Below are 15,685 nucleotides of genomic sequence, written 5' to 3'. Positions count from 1 at the left end.
CGCCGCCGCGCCGCTAAGTTTCAATCCATATGTAGGGTTGTGTGTGACTCCTTTAACAGTTCCAGCAACTGCGCTTCATCCACAACCGTAATGCCCAGCTTGGCTGCCTTCTCGGCCTTACTGCCCGCATCCGCACCCAACACCACATAATCGGTTTTCGCGGAGACGGAACTACTGACCTTGGCCCCGGTTGCCTCAATGGCCGCCTTGGCTTCCTCCCGACTCATCTGCGGGAGAGTTCCTGTCAGGACAAATATGCGCCCAACCAAATATCCAGAGCTTTTGGGCGCGACCTTCTCCCAGTGCAGGCCGGCAGTGCGCAAGGCCGTAATCACTTCCCGATTATGGGATTGCGCAAAAAAATGCTGGACGGACTCGGCGACAATAGGCCCTACATCCGGAATATTCTGCAGTTGTGCCTCATCTGCCGCCATCAGCGGGTCAAGATCGCCAAAGTGCTCAGCCAGTGATTTGGCTGTCGTTTCACCGACCTGACGAATACCCAGGGCATACAAAAAGCGCCAAAGTTGTGTTTGCCGCGAAGCTGCAATTTCGGCGAGCAGATTTTGTGCGGATTTACGGGCCATACGCTCCAGACCACACAACACGTCTTCATTGAGGGAGTAAATATCAGCCACCGTTTTGACCAGTTCACGATCTACCAGTTGGGTAATCAGTTTTTCGCCCAGACCACGAATATCCATGGCCTTGCGTGAAGCGAAATGACTGATTGCACCCACTCTTTGCGCCGGACAATAAATACCCCCCATGCAACGATGCGCGGCTTCATTACTGAGGCGCAACACTTCCGATCCGCAAATCGGGCAATGTTCAGGCATCTGCCACGGCTGCGTATGCTCCGGCCTGGCTTCAAGGATGACCATGACCACTTCAGGAATCACATCCCCCGCCCGTCGCACCAACACGGTATCGCCCACCCGGATATCCTTGCGATCTACTTCATCCTGATTGTGCAGGCTGGCACGACTGACGGTCACTCCACCCACCTGCACGGGACGCAATTGGGCAACAGGGGTAATCACGCCCGTACGTCCCACCGAAGCCAGAATGTCCTCAACCACTGTTTTTTCCTCGTGCGCCGGAAATTTATAGGCAATAGCCCAGCGTGGCGCGCGCGCTGTGAAGCCCAGGCGCTCCCGTTCATGCAAATCATTCACCTTAAACACCAGGCCATCTATTTCAAAGGGCATTTGTTCACGTAAATTCTGCATTTTTAAATAATATTCTCTATAATCATCAAGATGATCGATCTTACTAAGGTAAGAAGTTACTTCAAATCCCCAGCCAGCCAGTTGCTGTAACGCTTCAAGATGGGTTTCTGCAAAGGGAGCACTCAGTTCCCCCCAGCCCCAGGGAAAAAAAGCGAGGGGCCTTTGTGCCGTGATTTGTGAATCCAGTTGCCGCAAGCTTCCTGCCGCCGCATTGCGGGGATTGGCAAACGGGTTTTCAGCATTCCGTAAACGTTCTGCATTCAAACGCTCAAAAGCCGCCACCGGAATGACTACCTCGCCGCGCACTTCAAGAATATCCGGCCAACCTGCTCCCTGAAGTTGCAAAGGCACATTACGAATGCTGCGTACATTGCTCGTTACATCTTCGCCCGTGTGACCATCTCCCCGGGTACCTGCCTGCAGTAATTGTCCGTTTTCATAGCGGATGTTGACTGAAAGACCATCAAATTTGGGTTCGGCGCTCAAACTGACCTGCTCGCGTCCCAGCCCCTTGTGGACTCTCGCCAACCAGTCTGCAAAACCCGCATCGTCAAACACATTGTCCAGAGAGGTCATGGGCACACGATAATGTATTTCGGCAAAATTGCTGAGGGGTACCGCACCTACCCTTTGCGTCGGCGAATCGGCACTGTGCCACTGTGGATAGCGATTTTCGAGTGCCTGAAGTTCCCGCAGGAGCACGTCATATTCCGGATCGCTGAGCGTCGGCGCATCTTTCTGATAGTAGGCGGCATTGGCTTCGCTCAGTTGCGCGCGTAATTGCATAATTCGCTGCAGATCCCTGTCATTGGCTGATGCCACTCATTGCTCCTTTGCTGAAATTCAAGCGTGGGTAATTTTTGGGCGGCGTATCCCGAATGCCCTTTCTGGTATATTTTTGCAGATAATTGAACTACCAACCAGAAGGAGAATGTATGGCTTTGACCCTGTTTGACCTCGATAACACCCTGCTGACCGGTGATTCCGACCACGCCTGGATGGAGTTTTTGGGTAGTCGTGGCATTGTCGATGCGGAAGAATTCAATCACCGCAATGATCAGTTTTACGCCGATTATGTGGCCGGACGCCTGGACATCCATGCTTTTCTGTACTTTCAGCTCACGCCTTTAGCCGCCCATCCCCGCGCCCAACTGGATGTCTGGCATCGTGATTATCTTCAGGAAAGGGTTTTGCCCATGATTTCCAATCGGGCGCGGGCTTTGGTGGAAGATCACCGTCAGCAAGGCGATGTGCTGGTCATTATTACGGCTACCAATCGCTTCGTGACCGCACCCATCGCCACTGAATTTGGCATTGAAAATCTCCTGGCTACCGAACCCGAAGTAAACGCAGACGGAGAATTTACGGGCAAAACAGTCGGCACCCCCTGCTTCCAGGCGGGAAAAATCGAACGCCTGCGTCACTGGTTGCAAGAGCAACAACTGGATTGGCAGCGAAGCTTGCAAGGCAGCACCTTTTACAGTGATTCCTACAATGACTTGCCGCTTTTGGAAACCGTCGATTTCCCCGTTGCTGTGAACCCCGATGAACGCCTGCGTGCCCATGCCACAAGCAAAGGATGGCCGATTCTTTCTTTACATGATCAATAGACGTTCATCAAATTGTCATATTATGGTGCTAGCATTTGTCCATTATTAAACTGTTAACCGGTAAAAACCGGATCAGGAGCCGCAATGCCCTATTTCCGATCAGTGCCCCGTATCGGTAAAACGGGAGAATTATCGCAACTCCCGAAACTAATCGGGTGAGTGTACGCCTATGAATCCTTCCCGGCAGGACACAGCCTTATTACGCTGCAGAACTGTTGGCAAATTCTATGGAGAAGCACGAATACTCAGGGAGATTTCTCTGGACTTATATCCTGGGGAAATCGTGGCGTTACTCGGTCCCAATGGTGCCGGCAAAAGCACCCTGCTGACCTGTCTTATCGGGCTCATTCTCGCCAATACTGGTGACATTGAGTTATTCGGTCAGGATATCCAGCAACTGGATACCCAAAACCGCATTCAGACTGGCTTTGTTCCCCAGGAATTCAGTGGTTTTTCCTGGATGCGGGTCAAGCAACTTCTTGAGTTGATTGCGGGCTTCTATCCTGCTTCCGGTCGCCACTGGAAAAAACTCGAAGACTGGGCTGATCTGGACTCCAGCAAAAAAGTCCAGGAACTTTCGGGTGGACAAAGACAACGTCTGGCTATTGTCCTAGCCATGCGCCACCGCCCGCGTTTACTAATTCTTGATGAACCTGTGTCTCAACTGGATCCACAGGCACGTCAGGATTTCCTGTCCCTGCTGCAGGAGCACGCCCTGGAGCATGAAGCTGCCGTACTGCTCTCATCTCACATTGTTTCTGATCTTGAACGCATTTGTTCGCGTTTTCTGGTACTCCACCACGGCCGGATAATTGAAGAGTGGCCCCGCGAAACCTTACAGCCCGGAGAAGCGGAAAGCCGATTCCTGGCAATGACCAGAGACAGCAACTGATGGGTATCTGGCGCTGTCTCCACCCGCGCCTGCTGTTTCAGGAAAACCTGACCCTGATACTGGGTAGCCTCCTATTTTTAATGGGGATGGGTATAACAATCGGCTTTTCACTTTCCACCCAGGCTAAGCCACAGGCGTCGCAAGCGGTTTTTACAATGATATTACTGCCCGCATTTTTTATCGTAGCCGGCTTTCTCATCCATTACTGGCGGATAATTTCTGAAGACCTTTTGAGAATTTTACCCGGTTTTCGCAGGCAGGCCATTGGTATATTTGTTTTCATTCTTATTCTCTTGCTGGTCATCATTGCCGGAGAAATACGGTTTTCAAACATTCCCTTAGCAGGGGCCTTTGTTTTAACGGTTTACGTGGCATTTTGGGCTGCTTTTTATGCGATTTTGCTCAATACCGGCGGAAGCCGCAGGAAAGACCGAAAATATTGGCAGGGATTCCCCCTGCTTCCAGTGTATCCCCTCATATTTTTCCCACCTGCCAGAGATGTTTTTTTAGCGATTCCCGCACCAGTGGATTCGGTTCTGGGAATTCTACTGCTTTTACTCATCGTCCTGCTGATGCGAAAAACGCCACGAGAATGGCAAGATTTTTTATCCGAATACCTGCACAGGCCCCAGGATATTCGCATCCAGAACATTCCGTGGAGTGCAATCTGGCGCTGGATGCCCGGAAACTGGCACAACCCCATTCTCGATACGGCGCGACGACCTCAGGGAATTCTGGCGGTTCTTTTTATACAACCCCAGCTACCGGCCGCTATTATTGCAATACAATATCTGCGCCTTGGCACATCGCATTGGCCTCAGGTTCTGCCTTTTCTTCCAGTCATTTTCCTTCTGCCTGTCTTCTCATGGGGTATCTGGTCGGCACGCGCATTTGATTGGCAATATCTGACGCTTACCGGTTATTTTGGTGGCAATCACCAGCAGGCAAGTACGCACATTGTAAAAAGTTACGCTGCGCATACCAGCCTGCTGGCCCTGGTATTACTGTTTTGGCCGGCCCTTATTTTGATTCTTCTGGGATATCCTATTCTGCAAATCAGCATGATTTTGTTGATTTTGTATATGGGCATTCTGGTGCTGGCCTGGGCACCCATGGGTATAATCGGTCTGGGTTTTACCGGTATCCTGCAGCAAATCATCCTGCTTCTTTCTTTTGGGTTGGATGCTGTTCTGGTGTTGCGCAGCGCGCACTACTGGTTTTATCGCCACCTGATTCATGTGCCCTTTCATCTGCGCGGAACACTGGTTTTAATGTTTATGGCCCTTGTCAGTGTGGGGTTTGCCGCCTATCTTGCCCGACAACGTCTGAGTCGCAGTGACTGGAATTTATCCCAATTTTCTGCCCAAAAAATCCGGCAGACAGGACAAAAGTACACTTTATCGGCAGAAAACAACAAGCAACGGACTACCAGAAAATCTCTTAGCACGCATTGGGGGCCCTGGGCAGCGATAATCCTCTTTCTGAGCTTTTTCTTCGGTCAGGCCATCATTGTCATTATTATGGTCATGCTGCGGGATTTCGTCGTCGGCGCGCAGTTGGGTATGCATTATGCCTTACTCCATGAAAAAATGCCGCCGCTTGTCCTGGAAAAGTCCTTACACCAAATCAGTACTTCGTTCCGTATCTGGCTGGGCATCCTGAGCTATACGCTTTGTGCATTGGCGATCCTGATTTTTTTACTGATGAAATTTCCTCGGGAGGTCTGGCGCAAAGCTGAAGGTTTTGCCTGGCGCAAACCCAGTCGTCCAAATGCCTATCTGCTGGCCTTGATACTGGCCATTCTGATTGAACTCTTTGCCCATGGGCTTTTCCAGATATTTCCTTTGCCCAACCATCTAAACCCGCGCGCATTAGGTCTCTTTGAGGGACTGAAAGGCTCAGGATTGACGCACTACGTGGTCCTTTTGTTGCTGATTGTCATTGCGCCCTTTGCCGAAGAAATTATTTTTCGGGGAGCCATATATGCCGGGCTGCGCCGGCGGTTTTCAGCAGGCTGGTCGGCCCTGTTCGTCAGTTTGCTATTTGTGTTAGCCCATATACCCAGCAAAATCGAACAGTTTCATTACCCTCCGGCATTGATTATCATCGCCTTATTGGCAGCCGCATTAATATTTTTGCGCATCCGCTATCGTTCACTCTGGCCTGGAATCCTGCTTCATATGGTATGGAATGGCAGTGGCTTTCTGTTACTACTTTGGCATTGAAAAAAGGAACAAATCATGGACAGCTTTACCCCGATGCAGGCGGATAATACCACTTATAGCGGCGCCATCCGTGGTGGCTGGGATCTACTTAAAAACCAATTTAAAACGCTATGGCCGGCTTTACTCATTTTTATCCTCTTATTGGGAATAGGCTTTGCCATAAATTCACTACTCAATTTCAGCGCACCAACATACGTCCAGTTATGGCGATTCCCATTATTCTTGTGGATCACCTTGCTGGATATGGGATTATTCTACCTGTTAGCTAAAAGTCTCACCGCTCAGCCATGGCATATCGGAAACTTGTTTTGGGCATTCAAACGTGGTGAAGCCTGGTTACTTGCCTTGATCTACGCCACTATTGGCAGCGTCCTGGAGGCCTATTCGGGAATGCCTATAGTTCAGCCGGGGCAAAAGTTGCCTACAGACTGGTTCATGCATCAGCAGATTTGGATAATGTTTATTCCACTCATGTTATTGGGCGCATTCTTTGGATATGTATTTATGCTGTATTCTGCCTATGGATTGAATGCCAAAATGTCCATAGTCAGCAGCTTAGGTATTTTTGGGGGAAAATTGAAATGGCTGTTTTTTCCATTTATTCTGGGCGCAATGCTGATCCTGGTATTCATCGGTGTTGGCATTTTTTTTGCTGTATTTTTTGGCATTCTGTTTTTTCTGGTAAAATATCTGGGCGTTATGCTTGTAGGTAAAATCGTTCTCGCCCTATTGGGCGTGGTACTACTGATCGCATTAGAGATGGCCATTCTTATCTGGACATTTGGTAGTATGCTGATTGCCACCGGTGCCTTGATGGATATGGGGTCGAGGCATGATAGATTGGTCCCCTAAGGCTTCCAAAAGCTGACCCAAAAAGGTTAATCCTAAAAACGGCAGTTGCCGTGGGTGCTTTGTAGCGACTTTTGTTTCGAGCCGTTGTTGTTCTTGGCGAAATCCAGCGCCCGTCAGGAGAGCTGTTTGAGCCCGTAGGGCGAGTTCTCTCCTGACAGCAGGATGAGCCTTAGAACAACAGGCAAGGAACAACGGAGCAAAAAGCACCCACGGCAACTGCCGTTTTTAGGTTAATCAATTTGCTGCGTAGGATTCAGAATCGGCGGCGGCGGCCAACGTTTCCGCTACCGAGACCGGTACAATGCGAGAGACGCCGGGTTCGGTCATGGTAACGCCGATAAGTTGTTCGCCCACCTGCATGGTCAAGTTACGGTGGGTAACAATCAAAAACTGGGTTTGCACGGCCATTTCCTGGACTAAATGGCAGAAACGGCCCACATTGGCGTCATCCAGAGGGGCATCTACCTCGTCGAGCACACAAAATGGGGCTGGATTCAGCCGAAATAGCGCAAAAACCAGGGCAATCGCGGTCAGCGCTTTTTCTCCACCAGATAATTGCTGCAAACTGGCATTACGTTTGCCGGGGGGTTGCGCGCGTAACACCAGACCGGCATCGAGCACATCGTCACCCAGCAGACTCAGGGCTGCCTGACCACCCCCGAACAAAATGGCGAACAGGTTCTGCAATTCCTGATTCACCTGATGGAGGGTTTCGGAAAAGCGCGAGATAGTTTCCTGATCCATTGCGGCCATGGCTTCTTCCAGACTGTTCAGAGCCATTTCCACATCTTCCACCTGACTTAACAAATTTCCGCGCCGCTCTTCCAACTCTTGCAATTCTTCTTCTGCGGCGAGGTTTACATTCCCTAGACGCTGTATGGCGGCAGCTATACGCGCCAGTTGTTCTTCCATAGAGCGGGAATCCGGGCAAGGACCGGGGTTTTCCCCCAGATTTTCAGCCAGTTCTGCAGCTCGCAGACCATTTTCTTCCAGACGAACCTGCAAGGCAGCCATTTCCTGTTCGGTCTGCGCCAGGTTTTTTTGCAGATTGCGCAACTGGGTTTCCAGCGGATGACGCTGCTGCTCCAGAGTGCGTATTTGTAGATCTATGGCCTGTGCGGATTCCTGATGCTTTTGGACAATGGCCTGTTGTTCTCCAAGCCGATCCTGAAGGGTTTTCTGTTTGTCCTGCAAATCAGGAAGGGCTTGCTGTAGTGCCTCCAGATTCTGGCAGCTGAGCGCAATGGACTGCATCAGTTGCAGATCCTGCTGCTGGAGATCATCACCGCGCTGTTGCGCTGCTGCCGATTCTGTCTGCAGTTTTTGCACCTGTAATTCCAGTTGCTGACGTTCTTCCCGCAAGCGCCCGTAGGTATTGCGCAATTCCTGAACACGGCGTTTGTCCTTATCCGCTTTTTGTTGCGCCTCGCGCAGTTGTTTTTCCTGTTCGACCCAGTTCTCTTCTTCGTCGGCAAACGCCTTGCGCAGCCCGCTCAGGCGTTCCGAGCTGGCGGTTTTTTCCGATTCCAGACGCTGGGCTTCCATTTGCCGCTCGGTCCGTTGCTGATCTTCCGATTCCACCCGACTGCGTAAACGGGCGACAGACTCCCGTTCCTGTGCTAGTTCCCGGCCAAGTTTCTGCACTTGTGCTTCAGCTTCGCGCAGGGGTATTTGCAAAACGCGAAGAGCCTCTTGGGCTTCATTCAGCGCTGTTTGCGTGGCAACGGCCTGCGCCTCGGCGGCCGTCATAAGCTGCTGGTTATCTTCGAGTTCCCGCCGACATTGCAGCAGGCTGGCTGCGTCTTCCTGTTCGGGAAAAGTCACACCCATCGCATGCACAATGACTCCCAGCGGAGTTATCCAGGCTTCCCCCGCTCCCAGCTCATGCCGCTTCGCCATGGCGCTGGCCAGGTCGGGCGCGGTTCGCAAACCCCAGAGCCAGTCCTGCATGCCCTTTTGCAAATTATCCGGAATCTCCAGCACGCTCAGCAAAGCATTTTCAGGAAGCTTTGTCGGCTCCTCGGCAGACTCCCATAACGTGCTGTGCTTAATGGTCTGCTCAGGCGCAGCAAGCACCCGGGCATGAAGGCGATCACCGAGCACCCGTTCAATGGCCGCCTCCCAGCCCTTGCGAACCTGCAAACAATCCATCAACAACCCTTGCCCGGATACCCCCGCAGGACTGGATTTTTGCAGGCGTTGCAATAGGCTTTCGAGTGCCTTGTGGCGGGCCTTACATTCTTGCAAGTGCCCCTGGGCGCTTTCACGCGGCTCGCGCAGGTTCTCAATCTGTTTTTGTTGTTGGGCCAATTCCTCACGCAAAGTTGCAAGATGCTGGGTTGCCGTATTCAGGTTCTCTTCCAGCGTTTGCACACGCAGTTCGGCTGCATCGAGAGCAGGGCGTTCAGATGGCATTTCCTGAACAAAACGCGCAAGGCGCTTATCCATATCCTGTAAACGCGGCTCCAGCTCGCGGACCTGAGCCAGCAGCACATCACGTTTGCGGCGCAAATCAGCAGCCTTTTGCACGCCCAACTGTCGTGCCTGTTCCTGCTCTTCAGCCTGGCGCTCTGCGGCCTGACGAGCTTGGCGGGTTGACTCCTCCTCTGTGCTTAAGGCTTCACGACGATCCAGCAAAACCAGAAGGCGTTCTTGTCGTTGTTTTTCACTATCCAGTTGGCGTTGTATTTCGTCCTGGATTTTTTGCTGTTGGTTCTGAAATTGCGCCATTCCCGACTGGACACGCTGAATCTGAGCATGATGTTCTTTCAGTTGATGATCGGCTTCACTAAGATCCGCCTGAACAGCATACAGACCGGCCTGCGCGGCGCTCAGACTGTCCTGACCGACCCGCGCCTCCTGTCGCAAGCTCTCCAGACCCTGCTCGGTCAACTGGCGGTTTTCTTCCAATGTCTGGTTTTGGGACTGTAATTCATCACGGCGCTGATTCAGGACTTGTGCTTCTGTCTCCAGCATCTGCAGGCGTTCACAAACCGCCCACCATTGCCATTGACGTTCTTCAATGCGCAAGGCCCGCATTTTCCGGGCAGCTTCGGCCTGACGTTGCAAACGCTGCCACTGACCATCCATTTCACCGTGAATATCATGCAGGCGTTGCAAATGTTCCCGGGTTTCGGCAATGCGCTGGGCGGTTTCCCGGCGCCTTTCCTTATAGCGGCTGATTCCCCCCGCCTCTTCCAGCATGGCGCGCAGATCATCGGGACGCGCTTCAATAATCCGACCAATGGTTCCCTGTTCGACAATGGCATAGGTACTGCTGCCCAAACCTGTACCCAAAAACAGATCACTGACATCCCGCCGCCGGCAACGCGCGCCATTAATCCGGTATTGACCATCTCCCTTGCGGTCCAGACTGCGTTTGACACTGATTTCGGCCACTTCGGCAAATGCACCGGGCGCAGTGCCATCACTATTGTCAAAACGCAATTCCACACTGGCCTGGGAAGTCGCCGGACGACTGCCCCCCCCATTGGAAATGACATCGCTCAGGGTGCCGCCTCTTAATTGCCGGGCGGAAGACTCACCAAGCACCCAGCGCAGGGCGTCCACAGTATTGGACTTGCCACAACCATTGGGTCCGACAATCACTACCGGATTGGCGCTGATCTGGATGCGGGTGTTTTCGCGAAAGGACTTGAAGCCTTGAAGAATAATAGCCGAGAGGCGCATGAACAGTGGTTTTTAGGTATGATATCGGACTATTGAAACTTTCATGATGAGGATTAAGCTATGCCCAGTCAACCCAGCAAAAGTCTGGAACGATTTCCCAACCCCCATCCCGAGCGGGATTATGTGGTGCATATGGATATGCCGGAGTTTACCTGCCTCTGTCCACTGACCGGACAGCCCGATTTTGCGCATTTTATGCTCGATTTTATTCCTGACCAGCATAATGTTGAACTTAAATCCCTGAAGCTGTATCTCTGGAGTTTTCGCGATGAAGGCGCTTTTCACGAGGCCATGAGTAACCGGATTGCTGACGATATTATTCAACTGATTCAGCCGCGTTATCTTCGCCTTCTGGGCCGCTGGTATGTGCGTGGCGGCATCAGCACCGATTTGCTCATCGAACATCGCCAGCCCGGCTGGGAAAACCCGGATATCCTCGGGCAGTTGCCCGGTGTGCAATGGACCCGGCAGCAGCCCGGTTACTGATCGGCGCCGGACATGCCCACTTATCTGGGGATTGATTTTGGAACGTCCGGCTTGCGCGGTGTAATTATTGATGAAAATCTCAACACGATAGCCAGTGCCGCCCTTCCCTACCCGGGCTGTCCGTCTGAAAGTTTGACCGATAGCCAGGGATGGTTGCAGGGACTGGAAATGCTGGCGCAACAATTGCGATCCATTCATACCCGGGCCTGGTCTGCCATCAAGGCCATGAGTCTGGATGGGACCTCTGGAACCCTCCTGCTCAGTGACCGACGGGGTAATGTTCTGGGTCCAGTATTGGCCTATTCAGATCAACGGGCTGCAGCACAGGCACAACAGTTGAAACAGCAATGGCCAGAAGGGGGAATTTGTCTATCCCCTGCCAGCTCCCTGAGTAAACTCCTGTGGTTACGCTGTCATCTCCATAATTTTTCGGAGGCGCATTACGTACATCATCAGGCGGACTGGGTGGCTGCGCATCTCACCAATCACTGGGGGATTTCAGATCGGGGAAATGTTCTGAAAATGGGTCTGGATGCTCAACACATGAAATATCCGGAGCCAATGCTCAATATTCTGAAAACTGCAGATATTGATCCGGCAATATTACCGAAAGTGGTGCGTGAAGGGATCAGCATCGGCACGCTGTATAAACCATGGGCCCAAAGGCTGGGCTTGTCCACAGCAGTCCAGATTCGCGCCGGTTGTACAGACAGCGTTGCAGCGGCCACTGCGGCTGGTTTATATGTGCCCGGCACAGCCCTGAGCAGTCTTGGTTCATCCCTGGCTTTCAAGGTCGTGCATGGCAAACCAATAAATACAATGGGTCTTTATAGCCATTATCTGGGTGATTTTTGCCTGGTTGGCGCGGCATCCAATGCCGGAGCAAGTATCCTGCTGCAGCATTTTCAGCGAGAACAAATGCGGGCGCTGGAATCCTCCCTCCATACGGCATATCCCAGCGCTGCCTTGTTGTATCCTCTGGCCAGCAGCGGAGAACGCTTCCCGATCCAGGCGCCTACATGGCCGGGAAGTACCATTCCCAGCGGACAAAATACCGAGACTTTTCAGATGTTGCTGGAAGGACTCAGCTATATTGAAGCCTGGGGCTATGACGTCATGGAAAAAGCGGGGGTGAGCATTCAGGGGCCCATAAAAACGGTGGGGGGTGGCAGTATGAATGCTGCCTGGATGCAAATGCGTGCCCACATTTTGAATCGGCCTGTAGAAATCACAGTGGACACTGAGGCGGCAAAAGGATCTGCTCTCATTGCTGCGGCTGCCGATTTGGGGGGCTTAAAAATATTAGGGCAGACACCCGTCCAACCGGGAAGAATACTTTATCCTGCAGCAGATGCCGTAGAGCGTTATGCACCTTATGTTCAAAAATTTCAGGAAAAATTTTCCCGATTTTCTGATTAAAAGTTATAGGCCAGATTGATAGTGGTCAAGGTATTCATCGGCCTAAAACCAGCTTGCACTTTCGCGTTATAAGTTGCGATAAAGGCAAGACGCAGATTCAACGGTCCATATAACGGACTGACCACACTAAAAATCGAATTATAGGTATTCGCTCCATTATCCGCCAAAATGGCATCTACGGCCTCTGATAAATGCGCATGTGGACTGAATTTCCAGAGATATTTTCCATAGAGACGGGCAATGGGATGCGTGCTATACACTCCACCAATGGGGTGGGATTGACGCACACCGGCACCCGCTTCAAGACGCAGATGAGAAACCTGATTCAGAACAAAAAAGTGTCCATAACCCAGGGTTTCGTCAGCACGAAAATAGTACCCGTCAAAATGGTTGCGATGATAATTGAGATTCGCAAACAAATATTGCTGCAGGGCAATGTCATAGCGGGTCTGGTTGCTGACATCCAGGCGATCGGCGCTGACTTCTCCTTGAGAAGTCGCATAGTTATACAGAAGCCGACTCTGGTTCGACCACAAACCGCGATGCCAGAGTAACGCGTCATCCGTATTGAGATTCAGCGCCTGACTGGTTCCTGTACTACTGCTTAAACCTAAACCCACAGAGCCAGACCACTCTGGTTTTTTTGCAAATTCACTTTTGGATATAACCAAAGGACTTACCGCCGGTTCATCGGCCATGGCCTGCACTGTAACGCTGGAAAACGCCATCATAACCATCCAGACAGACCATTTATTGAACAGAAAACGCATGCAAATTCCTAGTTAACTGGCTGAATTATACTGCTGAATCCAACAGGAGTTGGGCGCGGCTGGCTACTTCTGGCGGGCCATAGCGCGCGGCAGCTTTCCACCAGTGAATAGCCTTGTCTATATCGCGGGGTACTCCCCAGCCATGAGCATAGGCTTCACCCAACATGAGTTCCGCCTGAGGATTGATGTTGTAGGCACCTTTACGCCACCAGTGTGCGGCCTCACTGAAATTCTGAGCGACACCATCCCCCGCAGCATAAGCCAGTCCCAGACGATATTGATCCGGTCCATAACCATGCTCGGCCCCGGACATCCATTTCGCCAACACAGCAGGTGTAACTGCCTCAGTCGCGCTTGAAGCCAGCGGCTTAGTGCCAGGGGCTGCCGTTGCAGCTAATGGCAAAAAAAGCAGAGAGGCACTTAAAATTAAAACTTTTCCAGGCATTCCCGATATCAACTCTGACCTCCGGTCTGATGGAGAGTTGACCAGACTAAGCTTTTTCCCTATGCTTGTGAAGGGTAAAAATCCATCCAGAGCATAATCCCTTGAGCGAAGCAAAATTCCCTTTGATACACCAGCATGATACGTCAGCGCGTTGCGAATCCCGACAAGATGGGCATGATCACCAGCATCCTCATTCCGGGCATCAGCACGGCCATCACCATCATGCGCCCAAAAGTTTCGGGCGGGCCTTTTCCATTGGCATTTTCCTGAATGTGGTCTTTGTGCTCGCAGAAGCTGTATTTGGCGTGCTGGGTCATTCACTGGCTTTGCTCGCCGATGCTGGCCACAACCTGAGTGACGTACTGGGCCTGGTGATGGCCTGGGGTGCCAGCGCCTTGGCCTTGCGGCCTCCATCACAGCGCTACACTTATGGCTTGCGTAGTAGCTCCATTCTGGCAGCACTCTCGAATTCTCTGTTTCTGCTGGTTGTGACTGGTGGTATTGCCTGGGAGGCCATAGAACGCCTGCTTCATCCCAGCCCGGTAGACAGCCGGGTAGTCATTGCCGTTGCTGCCCTGGGAGTACTGATCAACACCGGTACGGCCCTGTTGTTTTTGTCCGGGCGCAAGGGTGACCTGAATATCAAAGCGGCCTTCTTGCACATGGCCGGGGATGCGTTTATTTCTCTGGGTGTCGTGCTGGCAGGAATCGTCATGCTGTTTATGCACTGGTACTGGCTGGATTCAACCGTCAGTCTCATTATCAGCGCCCTGATTATTCTGGCCACCTGGTCTTTGCTGAAAGAAGCTGCCCGCCTCGTTTTGCACGGGGTCCCGGACAATATTGATACTGATGCCGTGCGCCGCTATTTACGCGGCCTTCCAGATGTGGCGGCCGTACATGATTTGCATATCTGGGCCATGAGCACCACCGAAACTGCCCTGACAGCACACCTGGTTATGCCTCAAGGTTTTCCCGGCGATGGGTTTTTATCGGACATTGCTACGACACTCCGGGAACAGTTCGCCATCGTTCATCCTACCCTGCAAGTAGAAACCGGAGATACCGAACACCCCTGCGCTCTGGAACCAGAACAGCAGGTCTAAACAGACCCCCTCAAATCCCTTCAATAGCAGCCCAGTAGCGATCTTCCGCAACAATTTTTTTAAGATGTTCGCGCAGAGCTTCACCACCCACAGGATGGGTTCTGCCTTGATCCCGGCGCAGGAGATCCGTTAACGGCAAAGCCTGAAAGTACTTCAGGGTGAAATCCGTCACGCCCAACTCCCGTAACCAGGTGGCCTTTTTTTGTAGTTCCACGGCGTCCAGATGGGTATCTGCCATAATCAACACATCACATTGTTTGACTGCATCGTGAACCCGTTGCTCCCAAAGCCATTGTACCTTGCTTTCCCAGGCCGGATTCCATTCGCCCCAGGAAAAGGGTTGACCGGTCTCAGCCTCTTGCAAGGCCACCCGAATCATGTCCCGTTCCAGGATGATAATACGCAAGGTAGGATGCTTTGCCTGCATGGATATTGCCCACGAGCTTTTGCCCGAAGCGGCGGTTCCGACCGTAAAAATGACCAGGGGGAATTTTTCCTGATCGACGGATGGGGCCGTGGCGTCCACTTTAGTTTTTCCCTTTTGCTTAAGCTCGCTCATTTTTTTCCTGAATAATCTGATAATACATTGAGAATTTTTTCATTATTGACAGCTAGCGCAACCAGGGTTCCTTTCTGACAACCGGATCTTCGTCAAAACGCTCAGCTTTGCCAGAAGCCAAAGCCCAAACCAGTACCGCTATCCAGACAAACACAGTCCAACCTAGAAAAACATTCAGCAATGAAATAGTCATCCGCTGCGGACAGGCCATTATCCAGGCCAGCAGAGCCGGTAACAAATACACACCCAGCATTACAATAAAGGCAACAACAAGCAGTGCAACAAAACCTGCAGGGCTTTCGGTCATCCACTGTAGCATGATGTAGGCCTCCTGGCAGAGACAATAGAATTGTACCGGAATTTTGCTCAGAAAGGGAGTGATTAGAACAACATACTATA

Annotated in this window: 13 protein-coding genes; 7 read left to right on the top strand and 6 right to left on the bottom strand. The window is 51.8% G+C overall.

Annotation, left to right across the window (positions count from 1 at the left end; translation table 11 throughout):
• Window positions 1–20 precede the first annotated feature (20 nt).
• Window positions 21–2,054, bottom strand: a complete 2,034-nt coding sequence (gene ligA, locus BLW97_RS06530; RefSeq protein ID WP_423230362.1) for an NAD-dependent DNA ligase LigA — start codon at window positions 2,052–2,054, stop codon at window positions 21–23.
• Between the two features lie 113 nt (window positions 2,055–2,167).
• Here ligA and BLW97_RS06525 point away from each other — a divergent pair, with 113 nt between their 5' ends.
• From BLW97_RS06525 to BLW97_RS06510, 4 genes are all read left to right on the top strand, one after another.
• Window positions 2,168–2,842: a histidinol-phosphatase gene (locus BLW97_RS06525; RefSeq protein WP_075322705.1), complete on the top strand. Its 675-nt coding sequence runs from the start codon at window positions 2,168–2,170 to the stop codon at window positions 2,840–2,842.
• Window positions 2,843–3,011: 169 nt separating this feature from the next.
• The gene (locus tag BLW97_RS06520) at window positions 3,012–3,734 is read left to right on the top strand and encodes an ABC transporter ATP-binding protein (RefSeq protein ID WP_075322704.1); all 723 of its coding nucleotides are present in this window, start codon (window positions 3,012–3,014) and stop codon (window positions 3,732–3,734) included.
• Between the two features lie 155 nt (window positions 3,735–3,889).
• A complete protein-coding gene (locus BLW97_RS06515) occupies window positions 3,890–5,959 on the top strand; it encodes a CPBP family intramembrane glutamic endopeptidase (RefSeq protein WP_158025136.1) in 2,070 nt (689 codons plus the stop codon).
• Window positions 5,960–5,974: 15 nt separating this feature from the next.
• On the top strand, window positions 5,975–6,811 hold the full coding sequence (locus BLW97_RS06510; RefSeq protein ID WP_075322702.1) for a hypothetical protein: 837 nt from the start codon (window positions 5,975–5,977) through the stop codon (window positions 6,809–6,811).
• A gap of 234 nt (window positions 6,812–7,045) precedes the next feature.
• On the opposite strand, the gene smc is transcribed toward BLW97_RS06510, so the two are convergent.
• A complete protein-coding gene (smc, locus tag BLW97_RS06505) occupies window positions 7,046–10,501 on the bottom strand; it encodes a chromosome segregation protein SMC (protein WP_075322701.1) in 3,456 nt (1,151 codons plus the stop codon).
• 60 nt (window positions 10,502–10,561) lie between these two features.
• Here smc and queF point away from each other — a divergent pair, with 60 nt between their 5' ends.
• Window positions 10,562–10,987, top strand: coding sequence for a preQ(1) synthase (gene queF / locus BLW97_RS06500; protein ID WP_024894724.1), 426 nt, complete (start codon window positions 10,562–10,564; stop codon window positions 10,985–10,987).
• A 12-nt stretch (window positions 10,988–10,999) separates the two neighbouring features.
• Window positions 11,000–12,406 carry an FGGY-family carbohydrate kinase gene (locus BLW97_RS06495; RefSeq protein WP_075322700.1) on the top strand — a complete coding sequence of 469 codons (1,407 nt, stop codon included), beginning with the start codon at window positions 11,000–11,002 and terminating at the stop codon, window positions 12,404–12,406.
• Here BLW97_RS06495 and BLW97_RS06490 read toward each other — a convergent pair.
• Together BLW97_RS06490 and BLW97_RS06485 are read right to left on the bottom strand one after the other, a co-directional pair.
• Window positions 12,403–13,137: a DUF481 domain-containing protein gene (locus BLW97_RS06490; RefSeq protein WP_242947720.1), complete on the bottom strand. Its 735-nt coding sequence runs from the start codon at window positions 13,135–13,137 to the stop codon at window positions 12,403–12,405. The two genes, BLW97_RS06495 and BLW97_RS06490, sit on opposite strands and share 4 nt — an antisense overlap.
• A gap of 64 nt (window positions 13,138–13,201) precedes the next feature.
• Entirely contained in the window at window positions 13,202–13,489 is a 288-nt protein-coding gene (locus tag BLW97_RS06485) for a tetratricopeptide repeat protein (RefSeq protein WP_024894719.1), read from the bottom strand.
• Between the two features lie 257 nt (window positions 13,490–13,746).
• Between BLW97_RS06485 and BLW97_RS06480 the strand changes: the two genes are divergently transcribed.
• The gene (locus tag BLW97_RS06480; protein WP_075323593.1) at window positions 13,747–14,727 is read left to right on the top strand and encodes a cation diffusion facilitator family transporter; all 981 of its coding nucleotides are present in this window, start codon (window positions 13,747–13,749) and stop codon (window positions 14,725–14,727) included.
• Between the two features lie 10 nt (window positions 14,728–14,737).
• On the opposite strand, the gene BLW97_RS06475 is transcribed toward BLW97_RS06480, so the two are convergent.
• Together BLW97_RS06475 and BLW97_RS06470 are read right to left on the bottom strand one after the other, a co-directional pair.
• On the bottom strand, window positions 14,738–15,286 hold the full coding sequence (locus BLW97_RS06475; RefSeq protein ID WP_075322699.1) for an AAA family ATPase: 549 nt from the start codon (window positions 15,284–15,286) through the stop codon (window positions 14,738–14,740).
• A gap of 52 nt (window positions 15,287–15,338) precedes the next feature.
• A complete protein-coding gene (locus BLW97_RS06470) occupies window positions 15,339–15,605 on the bottom strand; it encodes a superinfection immunity protein (protein ID WP_010643038.1) in 267 nt (88 codons plus the stop codon).
• Window positions 15,606–15,685: the final 80 nt, after the last annotated feature.

Origin of the sequence: Acidithiobacillus albertensis, assembly GCF_001931655.1 — a bacterium.
Taxonomy (GTDB): Bacteria; Pseudomonadota; Gammaproteobacteria; order Acidithiobacillales; family Acidithiobacillaceae; genus Acidithiobacillus; species Acidithiobacillus thiooxidans.
Note: the sequence above shows the minus strand (reverse complement) of the source record. Positions and strands in the feature narration are given on the sequence as shown.